This is a genomic window from Allocoleopsis franciscana PCC 7113 (genome assembly GCF_000317515.1).
Classification (GTDB): Bacteria; Cyanobacteriota; Cyanobacteriia; order Cyanobacteriales; family Coleofasciculaceae; genus Allocoleopsis; species Allocoleopsis franciscana.
The window spans coordinates 1,072,069-1,093,062 of sequence record NC_019738.1 but is presented as its reverse complement, the minus strand read 5'-3'; the positions used below and the strand labels follow the sequence as shown (position 1 = coordinate 1,093,062).

Sequence of the window (20,994 nt, the reverse complement as noted above, 5' to 3'; positions counted from 1 at the left end):
TAAATACATAACAGCTTATCCCAGCTTCGGGAATGATAAGATCGTACCTCTACAAACTACTGTATGGCTATTGATTGAAAAGCGGGAAAATCTCAAATCGCAGAAATCTCTACTAGGGATGATTAATCTACCATTGAAAATGGATAAACTTACTATGTCCCTAGGTGTCCATCGCACACTAACGCGCCCAGGCGCTGTTTGTTGAGATGATGGTAGATGCTGGTATCGAGCCGCTGACCCACTGTCAGAACAGGTATAGCTGTCGCCACAAAGGTTAGGGCTTTCTTTAACGGCTCTGGCAACCCCTTAACCAGTAATAAACATAAGAGCCTTCTGTCTCCTAACTCTTAGCTCCAGTGACTTTTGTCCTCCTATGAGTTTCGGTCTCCCTTCTGCCTTTTTCTATCAAGGCTTAACGATTTTTATTGTTGTTATTTAACAGCGGTCGCACGATTAAAAAGCCTGTGCCAAAGGCTGTTAGTACAATCAGTAAAATGGCGACCAGTAACATCCAACCACTGACATCAGAGAACCCCTCTGAAGGTGAAGTGCGGCGAGGACGCTCCTCTTGTTCAATCACCACCGTCTCTCGGTAAGGGGAGGGAATCGGTTCAGGAGCTGGAGGAGGCGGTGCAAATTCCTCTTGGATAGTGGTTGCCCTAGGAGGCGGCGGAGGCGGTGCAACGGGACGGGGTTCGGGTGGCCTTTGGGGCTGAGGTCGAGGAATCTCTACCTCATTCACAGACCCAAAGGACGCAACAATCTGTTGGAGATGCTGAGCGGACTGAACCACTTTTTCAACTTGTTGGCGCAGTTGTTGATTTTGCTGGACTAACTGCTGATTTTGAGATTTTAGGGATTCTACCGTCTCCCGTGCGTCTTGCAACTCAGCCGCCAGTTCTCGATAGACTGAAATAGGGACAGATGGGCTGTATGGATTGGAGTTTTTTTGGCTGTAACGGTCAGTTGGGGGGGTTTGCATAGAAGGATTAATCTAAAAATGACAGGTTATGGGTATCGCAAACTTGCGTAAGGTCACAATAGTGGAATTATGAGTCCAAGCTCAGCAATTTTTTCAGAAATTGACCATCTATTCAACCTTACTTGTGCACCCCTTTCAATTTTGAGGACTAGGAGCGCAACAAGGGAAAAAAATGTCCCACTGGCCCTGTTCCTTGACCCATGTCTAAGGCATAGTTTAATGCCGTTGTGACATAATCCTTAGCGCATCGCACCGCAGATCCAAGGTCTTTCCCCTGTGCTAGATTGGCAGTGATCGCACTACTGAGCGTACAACCCGTCCCATGGGTATGGTGGGTTTCCACTTGTTCTGTTTTCAGGGTGGATAGCTCCTGCCCATCAAACCACACATCAACCCCGCGCAGGCTGCCTGTCATTCCTCCCCCTTTGACCAGAACAGCCGTCACCCCCAGTTGATGAATGCATTGGGCTGCTGCTTGCATATCCTCTAGGGTATGAATGGCTAAACCACTCAATATTTGGGCTTCGTAGCGGTTCGGCGTGACAATAGCGGCTAGGGGCATCAGGACATCCCGTAAACACTGTACCGCCGAATCATCAATCAATTGGGCACCCGTCCGGGATACCATCACCGGGTCTACCACCAGGTTATCCAAACCTAGGATTTTGACCTGGGTTGCCACAGCTTGAATAATCTCCTGATTGAGTAACATCCCCGTTTTGGTCGCCTGCACGCCAATATCGCTGACTACCGCCTCGATTTGGGCAACCACGGCCTCTGGAGGCAGAGCATCAACCCGCGACACACCCTGAGTGTTTTGTGCCGTTACGCAAGTCAGGGCACTGGTGCCGTGTACGCAGTGAAAGGCGAATGTTTTTAAATCTGCTTGAATCCCAGCGCCGCCGCCGCTATCGGAACCAGCTATTGTTAGGGCAACGGGTACATTTAATTGAGTTTGACAGGTCATATTAAAGAACAAAGACCGATTTTAGCTATTTCTTATTCCAGCTCATAGCTATAGAACACATCCAGGTATCAGAGCTTGTAAAAATACGAATCTGGGCGAATGCACCACAGAGGAATTTTCTACCCTAGTGAAACGCTTCGGGTGATAATACCTCGATCTTAAGTTTCAAAGCCCGATTCAACGTTAAAAGTAGATGACGTACCTGAAACAACACCATTTTCTAATCCATTTTGAGTGTTGAGGAGCTGGTATTCTCCTCTGTTTCTGTTCAAGGTTCACCACGCCTAAGGTTTAGGAAAACGACGCCTTTGCAGAAACTCAGGAATATCTAATTCCTGTTGTCTACCCCTCGGTTCAACGGGAGGCATGGGGGGATTGGGGGTGGGGGCAATCGGTCGCCGTGGATAGGGAGTTTCCTTCATTGAGCTGGGTGCCGATTGGGTTTCTCCGCTAAATCCGGTGGCAATGACGGTAATTCTCACCTCACCCTGCATTTTGTCATCAATCACCGCTCCAAAAATAATATTGGCATTGGGATCGACCACCTCATAAACAGTTTCTGCCGCTGCATTCACTTCGTGGAGGGTGAGGTCGCTGCCACCGGTGATGTTTAACACAACGCCTCTGGCACCATCAATAGAAGCTTCAAGCAAGGGAGAGGAAATCGCTTGAGAAGCGGCTTCGCGAGCTCTCGACTTGCCAGAACCGATGCCAATCCCCATTAACGCAGAACCCGCATCCGCCATCACAGCGCGGACATCAGCAAAATCTACATTAACCAGACCGGGAATCGTGATGATATCAGAAATACCTTGAACCCCCTGCCGGAGGATATCATCCGCTACACGAAAGGCTTCTTGAACAGGAGTCTGCTCATTAATCACCGACAGCAGCTTATTGTTGGGAATCACGATTAGGGTATCCACCCGACTTTGCAAGGCGGCAATTCCTTCCTCAGCTTGAGTGGTGCGACGGCGTCCTTCAAAGGTAAAAGGACGGGTAACGACGCCAACGGTAAGAGCACCCATTTCTTTAGCGACTTCAGCCACAATTGGTGCCGCTCCTGTACCCGTGCCGCCCCCCATACCAGCGGTAATGAAAACCAGATCCGCGTTTTCAATCGCATGGGCAATTTCCTCACGGGATTCTTCCGCCGCCTTTTGACCAATCGCTGGATTTCCGCCAGCACCCAGTCCTCGCGTCAGTTTTTGTCCCATTTGTAAGCGCCTAGCTGCCGCGTTTTGGGCTAGAGCTTGAGAATCTGTATTAATCGACCAAAATTCGACCCCACTCACCTCACTGGCGATCATGCGGTTGACTGCATTGCCCCCACCCCCGCCTACGCCAATCACTTTAATTTTGGCAACGCTACCTGGCACGATATTGTCACTCCTGGTTTCTTCCCGGGGTATTCCCTTGGTGGACTCAGAGATCTGAGCAAACTGTAACCCAGAATTTCCATAGGGATGTGTATTGTCCACACCAATTGATAGTTCAGCTTGTCCTGTGATGTGAGAGCTTTGATTGTCAAGCTCTAGTTTATTATTTAGCGTCATTGCAATAGGTCAGGGTGATAAACAACTTTATCAGTATCAGTTATAGGTAGCAATCTGAGTCAACTATAGGGTAAGTCGATTCAAAAACCAACGAAGCCTTGGTGTAAGGGTGTTGACCGTCTTGAAGAGGCTAATAATCAAGGGTCGCTCCAGCCCTAAAAAGCAGCTAGAGCAAAGCCCTCTTGATCCCACTCTTCATTATTTATTTAATCTTAATGAGTGGTGGGTGAAACCGTATCATTTCCCTTTTCCATTTGAATTGCCGGAAACTCTGGGTTTTGCAGGTTAATATAGGCGATGTTCCCAGCCTGGATATGAGACGGCAATTCTCTCATCCGATCCAGAACGGTCAGTTGCTCTGTCAATCGAGAACTGTAGGGGCCTAGATGAACATTTCCTAACTCGGTTTTCAGGATTAAATTGGTTGGATTTCGCCAATCGATCTCGAAAACTTTCACGGGGGAGTGGCTTACCGCTTGGTAAACTTCCGACCAGTGAGAGATATATTGATCCGACGATCCAATCACTTTGAGTGAGGGCAACTCCAGTTTTTGCGCCAGCCTGGTGTAACTGTTTTCAGGCATCAAAACGCCTTGGGCATCCAAGAAGCCCGATTTTACGGTAGAGTTAGCCGTTTGAGCCGGGGAGGAAGCAGCGGATTGAGCAATAGCCACGGGTTTACGCTCTTTGACTTTGATTGTCAATCCGGGCGGCAATAATTGGCGTGTTACGGTAGCTTCGGCAATCGGAGCTTGAGACTCTAGAGATTTGGCGATCGCTTGGGGTTCGACACGCAGAATGGATTCCGGATAAGACAAGGGCAGCAAGGAACGAATCGATTTGGCAGAAAGTAAGTGATTGCCCTCGACGACAATTTGTTCCGAAGTTGAAATGACCCAATCGGGTAACGTAATCGCCCACACTAAGCCGGTGGCCATACCACCCACAAGCATTGAGCGCCAAAGGGCTTGAACCGATTTAATTCGACGTTCGCGTCGCAGCTGCTTGCGCCGGGTGGTCAATTGTGCCTGAGAGACTGATGCGATGCTTTCCATCTACATACCGCTCAATCTAATGTGTAATTTCTGAAGATGTTGCTCAAAGACAAGGGAGAGTGAAGATTCACTGGGTAGCACCCCGTCAACTGTACTCATCGATCCAATTTGCCCAAGATACTTTTCCCATTTAACCATTCCTTTTCCCGACGCTGTAAGTAAAAAGGGCGAGTGCCCCTCCTGAATCTATATAAATTAAGGCTCTCTTGAACTTCAGTAAAGTCCTTCAACGCCTGTAATTCTGACATAAGGCTTGAGTGATGACTGCCCTAACGACCGGACATGCTCAATGAGGACTCCTATCGTCTTACCGCCGCTCTCGATTGCTAATCAGGAAAGACAACATTCTAAAGGAAAAATAGACATTACAGGAGTGATCCCCAAATTCCCTCTACCTTCCCCTGAGTGACTCCAACGCAACCGAGTAAATCCTCCCGTACCGGAGCCTAGGGGGGGTGAGGGGCATCAGGGGGATCGACAGACGCCAAAATCCCTGAAATTCTTGAAAGGGTGCGTGAGTCCTACTTGAAGAAATGAAGCTGCATTTACCAACATTTTTCAGAGCTTGTAACCCAGCTAAAACTCTTGTTGTGGGGAATCCGGAGGATCGTCAATACTATATCGATTTTTCTTCTGTCCGTGGCGGCAGAATTGTGGAAGCCTTAGGACGAACCATCACTCGCCTTTCTCCGGATGATCCCACCTGTCAGTTGTTTACAGGCCATATCGGCTGCGGAAAGTCTACTGAGCTGTTTCGACTCAAAGCCCAGTTGGAGGCGCAACAATTTCATGTGGTTTATTTTGAGTCCAGTAAAGACCTGGACATGGCGGATGTGGATATCAGCGATATTTTGCTCAGTATCGCCCGCTCCGTGAGCGAAAGCCTGGAGGCGGTTGGCATCCACCTCAAACCTCGGTCTTTTGCCAAACTCTTCAACGACCTCAAAGATTTTTTGCAGACCCCTATCGAGCTGTCAACGGAAGCTGAACTCTCGGTCGGAATTGCCAAAATTACCGCTAAAACCAAAGATAGCCCCGAACTGCGTGACCAGCTCAGACAGCACCTAGAACCTCGAACTAAAAGCATTTTAAGCGCCATCAATGATGAAATTTTGTTGCGGGGAACTGAGGAACTCAAGAATCGCGGCAAAAAAGGGTTGGTGGTGATTATTGATAATCTGGATCGGGTTGATCCCCGACCCGTAGCCTCTGGGCGATCGCAACCGGAATATCTGTTCATTGACCGTGGGTCTCAGTTACGAGACTTAAAGTGCCATCTGGTCTACACCCTGCCCTTAGCGTTGATGTTCTGTAATGAGTATGAAACGCTGAAAAATCGCTTAGGTGCTGGTGTGGCTCCTAAAGTCCTGCCGATGGTACCGATTCAGTCACGGGATGGTTGTGACTTCCCCAAAGGGATGGCGCTGATGCGACAGATGGTGATGGCACGAGCCTTTCCTCATGTGGAGCCTCAAGCGAGGCTGAATTTGATCTTAGAGGTGTTTGACAGTCCCGACACTCTCGACCGGATGTGCCGTGTGAGTGGGGGTCATGTCCGTAACTTATTAGGGCTACTCTATAACTGCCTACAACAGGAAGACCCACCCTTCACCCGTGAGTGCTTAGAAAGTGTGATCAAAGGTTACCGCGATGACTTAGCTCTCGCCGTGGATGAGGAGGAATGGGATTTGCTGTCTCAGGTGGTTCGACAACAAATTGTCAAGGGCGAACGAGAATATCAAGTACTGTTGCGGAGTGGATTTGTCTATGAGTATCGGGATGAGATGGGGCGCTGGTTTGGCATTAACCCCGCTTTGGCAGAAACAGAAAGATTTCAATCTTTAGTTACCTTGCCTAACGGGGTCTAGTGCCGAATTACGCTAAATTTATACCGGGTTTTGTGAATACAGGAGAAAATGACTTCGGCTTCTTCTGTAGCCCGGAAAATTTTATGATTCACAAGATATTCTGCTTGCCGTAACCCAGCACATAGAACACAACGACGAGGCTCTCTAATGGGGGGAACCTTAAGAGTAGGAAAATTCATCGTTATTCAACGATTCAGTCAGCGATCGGTATCACAGGGAGAATCAAGATTTTATCACATCCCTATCAGCGTTTTGAAGTTTACTAGTCCCTGATCTGTGCCAGAATTGTCAAGCGCATCATCCCTAGCAAAATTACGGATTTTTTTAAGGTTGAATGCTACATACCATCCCCCGGAAATCACTGATACTATGAAGTGTGCACAAGCGTACAATCCTTAAAAAAAATGTGCGCTTTCCATCCTAAGCGGTCATCTACTACTGTGTGGTTAAATACAATGAAACAAATTTTTAGGCGCTCTGCGGAGCGTGATTGGGGTGATTGGAGCGGAAACCATAAAGAGGTTTGGCAACGCTCACCAGCCATAGCTCTCGATACAGTGAGCCATCCATCCAAGTCCCTTGTGATTCACTGCCCCATCATCAGTTATGGGGTAGTGGAGGAGTAAAAAGTTCTGCTTCTGTACAAGCACCACTATTTGCAATGAGTCCGTAGATAACTTAACGGACGGCATGGCACCCATCCCCACAGCCGCAGATAGCCCCGAAATATCACTCCACTGGCTTTCACATCAACAGAACTATGCACAAATCCCACTTGTAGGGGCAATCCCTGTGTGGTTCCTTGGCTTCCACCCAAGATGTCAAGGTAATGCTTAAGTCCTAATCAATTAAAAAATTTTTAAACTTGACTCTAATTAAAGGAATAGCAATCAGTTAGTGGCAATTGTGCACCCGTAACAGTCACAACATGAATTGAATGAGAGAGCCAAATCGAATACAAGAAGTAGCGGTCTTGAATGAGCGTTCACTGTCAACTTTATCCAGGGCAATTACTCTCTCTGAAGGGCACTTTGCACTGATTTTGGTTCGCTGTAACTATGAAGTTTGCAAAGAGCAAATGCGGCAGCGATTGCAAGCACTCACGGGAGTCACGCTGAGTGAGCTAGTTTTGCGAAAAGCCATTAAAAGCTTATATAGACCTATTGTTTCTATCCTTTCGGGCACGCAGGCATCGGCGTTGATTGTGTTTGGCCTAGAGTCAGTAACAGCCATTGACCAGGTGCTGATTTCGACGAACCAAATTCGAGAAGAATTTCGGAAAAATTTAACCCGTCCTCTCGTGTTGTGGATCACCGATGAGGTTTTGCAGAAGCTGACGCGGTTTGCCCCCGATTTTAAGAGTTGGGCAGCCACCTCAATCAAGTTTGAACTGACCACCACCGAGTTACTCGCTTTATGGCAGCAAACAACGGATGAACTCTTTACCCGGCTTTTGGGGAGCGATTTGAGTGAATTTCTGTCCAACGACGCTCTCAATTTGGCACCGGGTTGTCGCCAACGCCAGGAACTTGAGTCGGTGTTACGAGACTTAACGACTCGTGGCGTTTATTTAGAACCTGAACAATGGGCCACTTGGCAGTTTATTTTAGGGCGGGATGCCTTAACACGGGATCAGCTCGATGTAGCGCTTGTGCAGTACCAAAAGAGTTTGGACGTTTGGCTGCCAGAAGATCAGAGTGGGGCGGTGTGGGAGCAGGGAAACAATGCTTCAATGTTCGCGTTTATACAGGGGGAGAAAGCCTACACAGGAGCTCAGGAGAACCTTTCCCATCCAACATCCCAAACCCACCCCCAGGACGTTAACGCCGCACAAAGAAGTCTAGTCCGAGGACGGCACAATCCAAAATCGTTAGAGCGTGTTGGGCTACTCTTCCATCACATCGGGTTGTGTCATTGCCGTCAAGCGGAGTTGCAACCGCTCACCAGTCGTATCCAGTGGGAACAAGCCAAAGAGTCATTTAGTAAGGCGATTGAGGTATTTACACTTGCCAGACGACAAGATTTAGTGGCTCAGTTAACCCTTCATCTCGGTCAGGTATTAAAACAGCTAGAAAGCTGGACTGAATTACAGGCTCTGGCCTTACACGCTTTGGAAGACCCTCAAACCCAAGACAGCCCAGTACAATTGGCTCAAGCTTATGGTTTTTTGGCGGTTGTGGCGTTGGCTCAGTTTGAATGGGAGAACGCCAAGTATTTAGCCTGGGGTGCTTTTGACCTCCTCGCTCAGTCTGGGTCGCCTCAACCCCTGCATCGAGGAGGGTATTTGTTATACTCAGCCAAAGCGCAGCGACAGTTGGGTGAATTGACCCCGGCGATCACGAATCTAGAACAGGCGATCACAGCCGAGTATTGGTCACCAACGGCTCTCAAGAAGCAGCCACAGCTTTATATTGACATCTTGGAAGAATTGCGATCGCTCTATCTAGAGCAACGGCAATATTGGAGAGCGTTTGAACTCAAACAGCGGCAACGCTTGATTGAGCAACAGTATGGATTTTCCACTTTCCTCGGTGCGGCTCCCTTACAACCGTTTACCCGCCAAGGTCGAGGCATATCATCCCTAGAAATTGCAGCAGCAGGGCGTCAATCGGATGTCAATCGCCTAATCGAACGTTTGAGCCGCAATGACCATAAACTGACCATCATTCACGGCTCTTCTGGTGTTGGTAAAAGTTCCTTGATTAATGCGGGTTTAGTCCCAGCTTTGGCATCCCGGATTATTGGAGCCAGAGAAGCGATGCCGATTGTGCAAAAAGCTTACAGAGATTGGCTTGGGGAACTAGAACGGCGTCTAGAAGCCGCATTGGCCAGTCGGCAAGTTAAAGGGTTGAATAGTTCAAAAGAAGAATTCTCACCTGAGTTGGAACTGAAAATCAGGCAATCTGTCTATGACGAGTCGGCTCAGTGTTCCACACCTAACCCAGCTCAAGTCCAGCCGGCTACTCTTGGCGGGGAAGAAACACCGCCTGTAAGTGCCGAAGAAGCCGCTACGTTAGCGGAAAACTTGTTGCGATCACAAACGCTCGCCTTGGCTCTCTCCGTAGCGCGATTACGCGAAGCGCAATCGCAAACCTTAAATCAATCCCCCATTCCCAGTTTCCAACCTTCCATTTCTAGCCCAAGGCTTCAACAAATCCTGAAACAGTTGCGTGTTGCTGCGGAACACAAATTATTAACGGTTCTAATTTTTGATCAATTTGAAGAATTTTTCTTCTGTACCAACCTAGAACAACGGCGTGAGTTTTATGAGTTTTTGGCGCAGTGTTTGAATCTGCCTTTCTTAAAAGTTATTTTGTCACTGCGAGAAGATTATTTGCACTATTTGTTGGAGTGTGAGCGTTATTGTAATCTCAGTACCATTAACAACAATATTCTGGATCGACAGCTTCGCTACCACTTAGGAGATCTTTCGCCTGATGATGCAAGAAACGTGATTAGCACGTTAGCCGACGTCTCTCAATTTCAGTTAGAAGAATCTCTGATTGCAGCCCTGGTGCGAGATTTAGCCGGCAGTACAGGAGTCGTGCGCCTGATTGAATTACAAGTTGTAGGGCAACAGCTACAAACGGAAAAAATTACGACGCTAGAGCAATATTACGCTCTAGGAGCTGATCCAAAAGCCACCCTGGTGGAGCGATCGCTGTTGGGTGTAATCAATGACTGTGGACAAGAGAACGAAGATACGGTTTGGCAAGTCCTGTTCTCTTTAACCGATGAACGCGGTACCCGTCCGTTGAAAACTATCCCTGAGTTGGCTGTAGGCACAGGTATTACACCCAAGTGTTTTACAGAGCAATGCTTAACCCGTTGTGACGGGTCACAAGCACAACTAATACCCAAAAAACTTGATTTAATCTTAAAGATTCTGGTCGGTTCTGGTTTGGTATTCCGGGTGCCGGAGGAGCAACAAGACCGATATCAGCTAGTTCATGATTATCTAGTCGAACCGATTCGTCAAAAATATAATCAGCTTGCACATTTAAATGTAGTGGCAAAGCTAGAAAGAAGTGAACAGGCACTGGTTCAGGCACATCAGCAGCGCTTGCGAGCAAGTATCATAGGTGCGACCATGGCACTTTTAGCCATCACTACAGGTGGTTTGGGGTGGCGAGCTGAGGTTCAAAGACGACTGGCTACCAACCTTTCGATTAATGCCCAGTTGAGTGCAATTAGTGCTTCTTCAGAAGCCCTGTTTGTTTCTAATAAAAAGTTTGATGCTCTACTAGAAGGATTGAGAGCCGCAAGACGCCTCAAGGATTTAGAGACGGCGGAGCGATCCGTAGAACCTGATACCCATTTACAGGTTGTCACCGCTCTATCCCAGGCGGTTTACTCCACTGCGGAGCGTAATCGGTTGGAGGGGCATAGTGATATCGTTTGGAACGTCAGCTTTTCTCCCGATGGTCAACTTTTAGCCTCTGCCAGTCAAGACCACACCGTGAAACTGTGGCGTCCCGATGGAACGTTAGTTGCTACTCTCAACAGACACAACGATAGTGTGACGAGCGTCTCATTTAGTCCCGATAGTCAGATGATGGCATCGAGTAGCAAGGATGGCAAAATTAGGCTCTGGCGTCGCAATGGCAGCCTCGTGAGCCTGCTTCGGGGTCATGTTGGTCCGGTGTATAGTGTGAGCTTTTCTCCCGATGGTCAGCTCATCGCTTCTGCGGGTGGGGATGGTACCATTCGATTTTGGACGCTTAAGGGCAAGTTAATTCAGACGTTATACAGTGATCACGGTGTCGTGAGATGGGTCAGCTTTAGTCCCGATGGTGAGAGGGTCGCGTCAGCCCGTCAGGATGGGACAATTGAGCTATGGAGTAGACAAGGTAAGTTACTGCAAACCCTCAAAGGGCATAATCGCCAGGTAAACGGTGTGGTGTTCAGTCCCGATGGTCAGTTCCTGGCGTCAGCTAGCGATGATAAAACGGTAAAGCTGTGGAACCGCAACGGAAAGCTGATCAAAACTTTCTCCAAGCATCAAGGATGGGTGATGGCTGTGGCGTTTAGTGCCGATGGTCAGTTCCTGGCATCAGCGAGTGCTGACAATACGGTTAGGCTGTGGAATCGGAATGGGACTCTCCGGCAAACGTTTACAGGACACAGCGATATTGTTACTTCTGTCAGTTTCAGTCCCACTCCTGTTAGCGGGTTGCCCGGTGAAAGTTCCAAGACAACGTTACAATCTTCCACCTTCAACTCAGTTCCACTCTTAGCCTCCGCCAGCAATGACAAAACCATTAGACTTTGGGGACTCAATAACCCGTCTCGCCTAATTTTGCCAGTTCAAAAGCAAGTGAGAGAGGTTTCGTTTTCACCGGATAGTCAACTGATAGCCACGGCGGGTGATGACAAGACGGTGCAACTCTGGACTCGTAACGGTAAGTTACTCCACACCTTAAAGGGGCATAAGGAGCGCATTGACAGCATCAGTTTTAGTCCGGAGGGTCAACTTCTGGCCTCAGCGAGTCGGGATGGAACGATGAAACTTTGGACTCGCGGGGGTCTTTTGCTCAAGACGATCACCGGGCATCAGGGCTGGGTGTTGAGTGTCAGCTTTAGTCCTGACGGCAAGCGACTGGCTTCTACAGGTCAGGATGGAACCGTGAAACTCTGGACTCGTCAGGGTGTTTTGATTAAGACATTGAGTGAACATCGCGATTCTTTACACCCTGATGCGCTCAACAGCAAGACGGCAAACGGAGAGAATCGTTCTGATTTCCGCGTTAATGCGGTTGCCTTTAGCCCTGATGGCGAACTCTTAGCCTCTGCTGGTGATGACAAGACCGTAAAGCTGTGGACAGCGGATGGTAGATTATTGAAAACCTTGCGGGGGCATAGTAATTGGGTTTTAGATGTAAGTTTTTCACCGGACTCCCAGATGATCGCCTCGGCAAGTTATGACAACACGGTCAAACTCTGGAGTCGCCAGGGAGAAATGATCAGAACCTTGAAGGGGCATAGCGATAGCGTCGCTCACGTTCGCTTTAGTCCCACCGGTCAAATTCTGGCAACAACCAGTTGGGATAACCGGATACAACTGTGGCGGCTGGATGATACCTTGATTAAAACCCTAGAAGGACAACAAGATCGGGTGACGAGCGTCAGTTGGAGTCATGATGGTAAAGCACTCGCTTCTGCCAGTCGGGACAATACTGTGATGGTGTGGAATTTCAATTTAGAGCATTTGTTGGATCAAGGCTGTAACTGGCTGCGGTACTATCTGCAAAACAATCCTAAAGTGAGACACCGGGATCGGGAACTTTGTCAGTCTCTTGAGCGACCACAAGATCAGACTCCTAAAGGATAATGGTTATAAAAATTACTTTCACTCGCATCCACTCATCGTTGAGCAAGGCTTATTGTCCGGACTAGAAGCCACAGGCTTGCATAAATATATAGACTTAGGCGCTTTCTGGCATGGCGTGTTAGAGTGAGCGTAATTCCTTTGCAGTAGTTTTCCTCCAGCTTGTGAAAGGATTATGGTAATTACAAAACGTGGCCTCGTTCTTGGTGCGACAGCATTAGTAATAACAACTGTTGCGGTGACAACTGTCGGTCTTTTGTCTAAAAGCCAAGCTGTTTTAAGCGAGGTTTTTCGCCAAAGCCCTAAGGAGTTAGTGGATGAGGTTTGGCAAATTATTGATCGGCAATATGTAGATGCCACGTTCAATCAACAGGACTGGCGATCCGTTCGCAACGAATATTTAAACCGCAATTACACGAACCAGGAAGAGGCTTATAAAGCCATCCGGGAAATGCTGAAGAAGCTGGAGGACCCTTACACTCGGTTCATGGACCCGCAAGAGTTCAAGAACATGCAGATTGATACGTCTGGAGAACTCACCGGGGTTGGAATTCAGCTAGCTCAGGATGAGGAAACGAAAAAACTGATGGTGATTTCCCCCATTGAGGATACACCTGCGTTTAAGGCTGGGGTTCTGGCAAAGGATGTGATCCTCAAGATTGACGGCAAGAGTACCGAGGGGATGGATGTCAATGATGCCGTCAAGCTGATTCGGGGTGAACCCGGAACTTCAGTCAAACTAACTGTTCAGCGAGGGAACAAGCAAATCGATTATCAGCTCACACGGGCAAAAATTGAAATTCATCCAGTACGGTACGAGTCTAAGAACTCGCCCAATGGCAAGGTTGGGTATATTCGTCTGACTCAATTTAGCGCCAATGCAGCGCAGGAAATGCGTACTGCGATCAAAGAGTTAGAAAAACAGCAGGTGACGGGCTATATTCTCGATGTACGTTCTAATCCTGGTGGCTTACTCAATGCCAGTGTTGAAATTGCCCGGATGTGGATCGACCAAGGGGGAATTGTCTCGACGGTGGATCGGCAGGGAGAAACGGATCGTCAAGTCGCCAACAGTCGTGCTCTGACCGATAAACCCCTAGTGGTGCTGGTAGATGGAGGTTCAGCCAGTGCCAGTGAGATTCTGTCTGGGGCTTTACAAGATGATAAGCGAGCGACTCTGATCGGAACTCAGACGTTTGGAAAAGGGTTGGTTCAGTCAGTACGAGGATTGGAAGATGGATCGGGTCTGGCAGTGACCATCGCCAAGTATCTCACCCCCAGTGGACGGGATATTAACAAGTTGGGAATTGCCCCAGATGTTGTGGTAGAACTATCGGATGCACAGCGTAAGACGTTGCAGCAGGATCGGACGAAAATCGGCACCCCAGACGATCCTCAATATGCTAAAGGTCTGGAAGTGCTTCAGCAGAAGATTGCCGCCAAACAAAACCCCAGAGCACAATCTTCCACACGTTAAACCTGATCGCTCCGGCTAGGGGGAACTTCCCTCTATGCCGGCTGACACTTTCCGGCACGAATCAGTCCGACTCGACGTGCGATCGCATCTTGTTGTGAATCAAACGGCCCCCAGCGCTCTACAAGGGTTGGGTCGTTTTCCCCTTCTACTTCAGTGCTGGGAAGAATTTCACATGGCTGATCAGTACGCTTGACAATATACCATTTCTGTGAATCATTCATTTCAGTCATCTTGCTATTGAATACCTGGAAGGGTTTAAATTACTTTTAGCTACGAGCAGCTTTTCTCAAGATAAGATTTGTGGCAGGAAATCTGTCTTACAGGACTTACGCAGCTACATCATCTATGGCACTCATGGTACGTTACTCTACCGTTACGCACCCTACAAATAGAGGCTGTGCATAAGTCCTATCTTAGTTGACATCATGGAACCCCCAATCGATCGCATTACACTCTCCCAATCCGCCAAAGACCAACTTCTCAAGCTAAGACGCAACACCAAAATCGACCAATGGAACATCTTGTGCCGTTGGGCATTCTGTCGTTCTCTTGCCGAACCCACTATCCCGTCTCCAGTCCCAATCCCCGCTAACAGCAACGTCGAACTAACCTGGAAAGTCTTCGGCGGAGAAATGTCCGATATCCTCATCATTGCCCTCAAACAGCGCTGTCATAACGACGGCTTTCCTGTGGACAAAGAAACTCTGGCTACTCAATTTCGCCTTCACTTGCATCGGGGTATTGGTTACTTAGCGGGTGACCCTAATATTAAGAAAATTGAAGACTTAATTGCTGTTGCCTTGCCGTCTCAAAACTAAGATCAAATTACCGTTATTTACCAGAGCATCGGCTTAAATGATTCGTCTAGCCTAGAATTCTCTTGACGGGGTATAGTAACTGCAATGCTTTTGCTTGGTGTTATGGTTGCTCCAATCCCAGAAGCCCCTGAAATTGAGCGTCACAGAGCGGCGATCGCCCGGATTGACCTCTCCAAACCCGTGCGATTGGCAATAGAAAGTGCCATCTTAACCAAAGATACCCCCTTTTTTGACTACGGCTGCGGTCACGGTGGCGATATTGATCGCACGCAGAACCAAGGCTATACCAGTGCGGGTTGGGACCCCTATTACCAGCCGGACAATCCCCTCATCCCCGCTGATATCGTTAATCTCGGCTACGTGATCAATGTAATCGAAGACCCCGCCGAACGCCGGGAAGCCCTGCTCAAAGCATGGGAATTAACCCAAAAAGTTCTGATTGTTGCCGCCCAAGTCTTAATTGATGACCGCGCATCCGGTCAAATTGCCTATGGGGATGGCATTGTCACCCGCCGCAATACGTTTCAGAAATATTACGAACAAGAAGAACTCAAAGTCTATATTGACCAAGTACTCAACGTCGATGCCATTCCTGTCGCCTTGGGAATTTACTTCGTCTTCCGGGATGAAGCCCAAGCCGAAAGCTTTCGCGCATCGCGTTTTCGTTCCCGCACCACGACTCCCAGAATTCGCGCCAACATTAAGCGATTTGAGGACTACCAAGAACTCCTCGCCCCCTTAATGGGCTTCGTCACGGAACGTGGACGCCTCCCCACTAGCACCGAACTCGCCAGCGTTGCCGATATTCTGGCTGAATTTGGCACCCTGCGCCGTGCCTTTCAAGTTATCTTACAAGCCACCGACCAAAACGAATGGGATGCCATTTCCGAAAAACGCCGCCAAGACATCCTGGTTTACCTGGCGCTAACGCAGTTTAGCCATCGCCCCAAATTTGGCAACCTGGAAAGTGTCTTACAAAACGATATTAAAGGACTCTTTGGCAACTACAAGCAAGCCTGTGCTGCGGCTGACTTAATGTTAGTGAGTGTAGGAGACTTGCGCCTGATGGCGAATTGCTGCAAACGAAGTGCGATCGGTAAACTGTTACCTAACGCTCTTTACGTTCACGTTTCCGCACTGGAAGCCCTAAATCCCCTGTTGCGAGTTTACGAAGGGTGCGCCAGTCGCACGATTGGTCGCATGGATGGTGCGACTCTCGTTAAGTTCCACTTTAATGTACCGAAAATTTCTTATCTGTTTTATCCCGACTTTGATATAGAACCCCATCCTACTTTGCACACGAGTATGCAGATTGACTTGCGGGATTTGCAAGTGGTTTACCGCGATTACGACACTTCAGAAAATCCGCCAATCCTGCACCGCAAAGAAACTTTTGTGATGCCGGATTATCCCGATTATGAGAAGTTTGCCAAACTCACTCAGCAGGAAGAAAAGTGGGGATTACTGGATGAAACGAGTACGATTGGTACGCGCAAAGGTTGGCAAAAATGTTTGAAAGAACACTGTGCTGAAATTAAGGGACATCGTGTCTATTGGCGTAAAGATGCTGACCCTTATCGAGTTAAACTCCTCATGTCTGCCCGAAATCGTCATAAGAGTTGATTGATCATCTATGAGTACTGATCGGGATATTGTTGGTGTAAATATTTCATCCGTTTGCGTCGTTGACGTGCATGGTGGGAAGTCCGAACTCGGCGAATTAGCCGCAAACCGAGGAAATAACTAATAATGGCACAGACAAACCCCACAACCACGCAGCCGACAAACAAAGGCCAGATAATTTCTATCCCTAACTCCTTAATATCCTTAAGATCCTCCCATGAACGCCAATTTATATTCGTTGAAGTATGGTCGTTGATCAGCCATTTCCCGATGTAGAAATTAAATGCATAAATCGGTAAAGAAGTAAACGGATTACTAATCCAAGGCCCAACTAAGGCTAGGATTTTATTGCCCCGAAACAGAAAGGCTAGCAAAACAGCCAGAAGTGTTTGGGAACCAAAAAAGGGAAATAATCCAGCAAATACGCCACAGGCTAAACCCCGTGCCAGGGATTCTGGTTGTCCGCGCAAACGGGCTAAACGCCAATAAAAATATTGTAAACGTCGCCGCCAACTTGGCTTAGAGCCTCTCGGCTTGCGATTGCTTTTGACCATGTGCGTTTGCCAAGCCTGGGTGTAGCGTGGAGTGTGCCTCCGACTCGTGTGAGTACCAGAGGCAGCCGTTTTAGCGACTGAGGGTAAGTGCTGCGGGTGACATTGCAGGGATTTTCTAGACTTCTTCGTAAACAAATCAGTAACCCTCCACCATTCCGCCATAACTCTGAATTCCACTCACGCGATTGCCGATGACACTGCCCTAAAGGAGCAATCGGGAGATCGTCAAATAGGAGTTATTTTTCTACTTTAGATCAAGGATTGAGCCGATCCCTCACGCTCATGGATGAGTAAAAACGGTGAAATCGTTAATTTTCTTAATAAACTCAGCGCCAGAAGGCTCATTATCAAAATTTAGAATATCTATGATTGTCTAGCCCAACCATTAGTTCCCCAAGTTCTGACTCAAGTTTAAATAGAAGAGCCTGATTAGGTAATCGACTATCTTAACATAGAGAGTTAATCAAGCCTTCAAAGTTTATACTGAAGGCTTTCAGATTCTTCGATTTTTTCTCCTTAGCTAATGGGGCAGATATAGAGGTCTTTGAATCTTAACTTTTCCAGCAAACGGAGAATAAAAAACTTAACTCTACCGCCAGAAGTCGGCGGACTGTGGATTTGACAGTACGATTAGAGATCTAGATTATTCATTCGGTTGGGAGTTTGGCTGGGTAGCGGATTCCGAGGCTCTAAAAGCTCACGCCCTGTAAAACCCCAACTCTGCTATTCAACGCCAAGAATATGGTTACTCGTAACGTCAGCGATAGCGCTAGTGAGCCGGTTAAGGGTGCTCGTACCCTGCCATATCAAGGACTTACGTCCCATCAGGTGAAGGTCAACCGTCAAAAGTACGGAGCCAACATTCTCACCCCTCCGGAACGCACTCCCTGGTGGATGTTATTCTTAGAAAAATTTGCAGACCCAGTCATCCGTATCCTGATGATTGCCGCTGTCATCGCCATCAGTGTAGGTATGATTGAGGGCGAATACGCGGAAGGATTGGGGATTGTGGTTGCCATTTTACTGGCGACCACACTCGCCTTTATTAATGAATATAAAGCCAGTCAAGAGTTTGAAATTCTCAACCAAGTCTATGATGAAGTCTCCTCCAAAGTCATCCGTGATGGTAGCGTTACCAGCATTCCTCGTAAAGAGCTGGTCGTCGGTGACATTGTTTATATTGAACAGGGCCAAGAAATCCCAGCAGATGGAGAAGTCCTCGAAGAAATCTCTCTTTACCTCGATCAATCCAAACTGACGGGAGAATCAGAGCCAGTTAAAAAGTATACCAAAGCCAAGGCTGAGGCGTATGCTCGTGAAGAAGCGACTTACCCCCCTTATAAAATTTATCGCGGTACGATTGTTGACCAGGGAGAAGGATTATTTGAGCTGACGGCGGTTGGCGACCAAACTGAAATCGGGAAAGTGGCGATGGCGGTGGCGACAGTCGAATCCGGAGAACAAACGCCGCTCAATTTTCAACTCGAACGACTCAGTAAATTGATTGGGGTGGTGGGCTTGTCCTTTTCTGGGTTAACCTTTGTCGCGCTATTGGTGCGTGGCTTTACCACAGGAGAACTCAGTCTTACCCTGCAACAGGCTTATTTTGCCGGACTGCTGATTGTGAGTGTGATTGTGGCTCTATTGCAAGTTTGGCTACCCGTGGTTTACGATGGCTTTGAACTCGCTGGCACTCCGGTGGAACCGCCCCAGTGGTTAACAAGTTCTCGCTGGGTGGAATGGCTCAAAACAGTTGGTATTGGTTTAGGGCTGTTAGCGCTGGGGATTGCGGTAGGCTATCCCTTCGGATTAATGCCTGGGGCGGGAGAGAGTTGGTTACCCAGTAGTGTGGGTAGAGCCTTGCTGAATTATTTTATGGTAGCCGTCACCATTATTGTCGTGGCAGTACCCGAAGGCTTAGCGATGAGTGTGACTCTCTCCCTCGCCTACAGTATGCGAAAAATGGCGGCTTCCCATAATCTGGTGCGGCGAATGCACGCTTGTGAGACGATTGGAGCAGCGACCGTGATTTGCTCTGATAAAACAGGCACCCTCACCCAAAACCAAATGCGGGTGCATGAAGTTAACTTTCCTGCACTGAATCCACAGCGACCCGATTTTAAGTTTATCCAAGCCTTCATTGCTGAAGCGATCGCCGCCAACAGCACGGCGGATTTAGAAAAGAAACCCCTCTCACCCCCTCATTTCTTGGGGAATGCAACGGAAGGCGCTTTACTGTTATGGCTGGATAGTCAAGATATCGATTACATCCCTTATCGAAATCACTTTCAGCTTAAATCTCGTTCCCCCTTCTCGACTGAAAAAAAATACATGAGGACGTTGGGAACTTCATCCGTAACGGGTGGGGATGTGCTTTATCTTAAAGGTGCACCGGAGGTAATTTTAGAACACTGTTCCCAAATTCTCACCGAAGAAAGTCACTCTCCCCTAAGTGATAAAACCGAAATTTTGACTCTGCTAAAAGCTTACCAACAACGGGGAATGCGGACTCTGGGATTGGCTTATCAGGATATGTCTCCCGATGCGAGTGAGTTGGATATTGATGACATTGATCATTCTCTCACTTGGCTAGGATTTGTGGCAATTTCTGACCCCTTACGTGCAGAAGTGCCTGAGGCGATTCGGGCTTGTCTCGATGCCGGCATTCAAGTCAAAGTGGTGACGGGAGATAGTCCAGAAACAGTTCAAGAAATTGCACGTCAAATTGGTCTTTGGCAAGAGGACGATTGCCGACAAAACAGATATTTGCATTTAACGGGTCAACAATTTAATCAATTGAGTGATGAAGAAGCCAAACGGGCTGTGAAAGAGTTAAAAATTCTGTCTAGAGCTTGTCCTTTGGATAAATTTCGGTTGGTTAAGCTGTTACAGGAAAATGGTCACATTGTTGCTGTTACGGGGGACGGCACGAATGATGCAGCGGCAATGAAGCAAGCTCATGTGGGCTTAGCGATGGGCAGTGGCACTGCGATCGCCAAAGAAGCCAGTGATATTATCTTACTGAACGATTCTTTTGGGAGTATTGTCAATGCGATTGTTTGGGGTCGGTCTTTATATGAGAACATTCAGCGATTTATCCTGTTTCAATTAACCATTAATGTCGTTGCGTTGGGTATTGCTTTTCTTGGCCCATTTCTGGGGGTAGCGCTTCCTCTTACCGTTACCCAAATGCTCTGGGTTAATTTGATTATGGATACATTTGCCGCATTAGCTTTAGCGACAGAACCCCCTCACTGGAGTGTGATGGAACGCTCTCCCCGTAACCCAGAATCCTTTATTGTTTCCACCTCCATGGCAAAGAACATTTTTATGACGGGTTTGAGCTTTTTGGTGTTTCTGGTGAGCTTCTTACTCTACATTCGTAAAGATGAGGGATTAACGCCTTATGAGCTTTCTGTCTTCTTTGCTGTATTTGTCATGTTTCAGTTTTGGAACCTATTTAATGCCCGATGTTTAGGATTAAAGCAATCTGCCTTTGCTAATTTAGCTAAAAACAAAGGATTTATAGTTATTGCGGCAACTATCTTTTTGGGTCAAATCCTAATTATTCAGTTTGGGGGGAGTGTTTTCAGAACCGTACCTTTGTCTTTCAGCGATTGGATAACGGTTACAGCGGGAACATCGATAATCCTTTGGTTGGGAGAACTCTGGCGCTTGATGATACGGTTAAAATCGAAAGCTAACTTGGAAAAATCTCGGACTCAAGTGTCTTGACAACATTAATAAAGTGATTATTCAGTACTTA

16 protein-coding genes are annotated in these 20,994 nt (G+C 47.8%); 7 read left to right on the top strand and 9 right to left on the bottom strand.

What is annotated here, in order from left to right; genetic code table 11:
- Positions 1-152 precede the first annotated feature (152 nt).
- From MIC7113_RS35925 to MIC7113_RS04555, 5 genes are all read right to left on the bottom strand, one after another.
- Complete coding sequence (locus tag MIC7113_RS35925) at positions 153-302, bottom strand: hypothetical protein (protein WP_155897930.1); 150 nt, start codon at positions 300-302, stop codon at positions 153-155.
- 110 nt (positions 303-412) lie between these two features.
- A complete protein-coding gene (locus tag MIC7113_RS04570) occupies positions 413-982 on the bottom strand; it encodes a hypothetical protein (protein ID WP_015180999.1) in 570 nt (189 codons plus the stop codon).
- Positions 983-1,130: 148 nt separating this feature from the next.
- Positions 1,131-1,949 carry a bifunctional hydroxymethylpyrimidine kinase/phosphomethylpyrimidine kinase gene (gene thiD, locus MIC7113_RS04565; RefSeq protein WP_015180998.1) on the bottom strand — a complete coding sequence of 273 codons (819 nt, stop codon included), beginning with the start codon at positions 1,947-1,949 and terminating at the stop codon, positions 1,131-1,133.
- 284 nt (positions 1,950-2,233) lie between these two features.
- Positions 2,234-3,505, bottom strand: coding sequence for a cell division protein FtsZ (gene ftsZ, locus MIC7113_RS04560; RefSeq protein ID WP_015180997.1), 1,272 nt, complete (start codon positions 3,503-3,505; stop codon positions 2,234-2,236).
- Positions 3,506-3,717: 212 nt separating this feature from the next.
- Positions 3,718-4,560, bottom strand: a complete 843-nt coding sequence (locus tag MIC7113_RS04555) for a cell division protein FtsQ/DivIB (protein WP_015180996.1) — start codon at positions 4,558-4,560, stop codon at positions 3,718-3,720.
- A 533-nt stretch (positions 4,561-5,093) separates the two neighbouring features.
- Here MIC7113_RS04555 and MIC7113_RS04550 point away from each other — a divergent pair.
- Positions 5,094-6,428, top strand: a complete 1,335-nt coding sequence (locus MIC7113_RS04550) for a P-loop NTPase fold protein (protein ID WP_015180995.1) — start codon at positions 5,094-5,096, stop codon at positions 6,426-6,428.
- On the opposite strand, the gene MIC7113_RS35920 is transcribed toward MIC7113_RS04550, so the two are convergent.
- Positions 6,425-6,607 carry a hypothetical protein gene (locus tag MIC7113_RS35920; protein WP_015180994.1) on the bottom strand — a complete coding sequence of 61 codons (183 nt, stop codon included), beginning with the start codon at positions 6,605-6,607 and terminating at the stop codon, positions 6,425-6,427. The two genes, MIC7113_RS04550 and MIC7113_RS35920, sit on opposite strands and share 4 nt — an antisense overlap.
- 276 nt (positions 6,608-6,883) lie before the next feature.
- On the opposite strand from MIC7113_RS35920, the gene MIC7113_RS35915 reads away from it, so the two are divergent.
- Entirely contained in the window at positions 6,884-7,054 is a 171-nt protein-coding gene (locus MIC7113_RS35915) for a hypothetical protein (RefSeq protein WP_155897929.1), read from the top strand.
- Positions 7,055-7,080: 26 nt separating this feature from the next.
- On the opposite strand, the gene MIC7113_RS35910 is transcribed toward MIC7113_RS35915, so the two are convergent.
- Positions 7,081-7,245, bottom strand: coding sequence for a hypothetical protein (locus tag MIC7113_RS35910; protein WP_155897928.1), 165 nt, complete (start codon positions 7,243-7,245; stop codon positions 7,081-7,083).
- A gap of 120 nt (positions 7,246-7,365) precedes the next feature.
- On the opposite strand from MIC7113_RS35910, the gene MIC7113_RS04545 reads away from it, so the two are divergent.
- On the top strand, positions 7,366-12,759 hold the full coding sequence (locus MIC7113_RS04545) for a WD40 repeat domain-containing protein (RefSeq protein WP_015180993.1): 5,394 nt from the start codon (positions 7,366-7,368) through the stop codon (positions 12,757-12,759).
- Between the two features lie 172 nt (positions 12,760-12,931).
- Positions 12,932-14,233: a carboxyl-terminal processing protease CtpC gene (gene ctpC, locus MIC7113_RS04540; protein WP_015180992.1), complete on the top strand. Its 1,302-nt coding sequence runs from the start codon at positions 12,932-12,934 to the stop codon at positions 14,231-14,233.
- Positions 14,234-14,265: 32 nt separating this feature from the next.
- On the opposite strand, the gene MIC7113_RS04535 is transcribed toward ctpC, so the two are convergent.
- The gene (locus MIC7113_RS04535; RefSeq protein WP_041780458.1) at positions 14,266-14,454 is read right to left on the bottom strand and encodes a hypothetical protein; all 189 of its coding nucleotides are present in this window, start codon (positions 14,452-14,454) and stop codon (positions 14,266-14,268) included.
- A gap of 204 nt (positions 14,455-14,658) precedes the next feature.
- Between MIC7113_RS04535 and dndE the strand changes: the two genes are divergently transcribed.
- Positions 14,659-15,051 carry a DNA sulfur modification protein DndE gene (dndE, locus tag MIC7113_RS04530; protein WP_015180990.1) on the top strand — a complete coding sequence of 131 codons (393 nt, stop codon included), beginning with the start codon at positions 14,659-14,661 and terminating at the stop codon, positions 15,049-15,051.
- A gap of 102 nt (positions 15,052-15,153) precedes the next feature.
- A complete protein-coding gene (locus tag MIC7113_RS04525; RefSeq protein WP_041780457.1) occupies positions 15,154-16,674 on the top strand; it encodes a DNA phosphorothioation-associated putative methyltransferase in 1,521 nt (506 codons plus the stop codon).
- Positions 16,675-16,682: 8 nt separating this feature from the next.
- Here MIC7113_RS04525 and MIC7113_RS04520 read toward each other — a convergent pair whose 3' ends face one another.
- Complete coding sequence (locus MIC7113_RS04520) at positions 16,683-17,390, bottom strand: DUF2062 domain-containing protein (RefSeq protein ID WP_015180988.1); 708 nt, start codon at positions 17,388-17,390, stop codon at positions 16,683-16,685.
- A gap of 579 nt (positions 17,391-17,969) precedes the next feature.
- Between MIC7113_RS04520 and MIC7113_RS04515 the strand changes: the two genes are divergently transcribed.
- Complete coding sequence (locus MIC7113_RS04515) at positions 17,970-20,963, top strand: calcium-translocating P-type ATPase, PMCA-type (RefSeq protein WP_015180987.1); 2,994 nt, start codon at positions 17,970-17,972, stop codon at positions 20,961-20,963.
- The last annotated feature ends 31 nt before the right edge of the window (positions 20,964-20,994 follow it).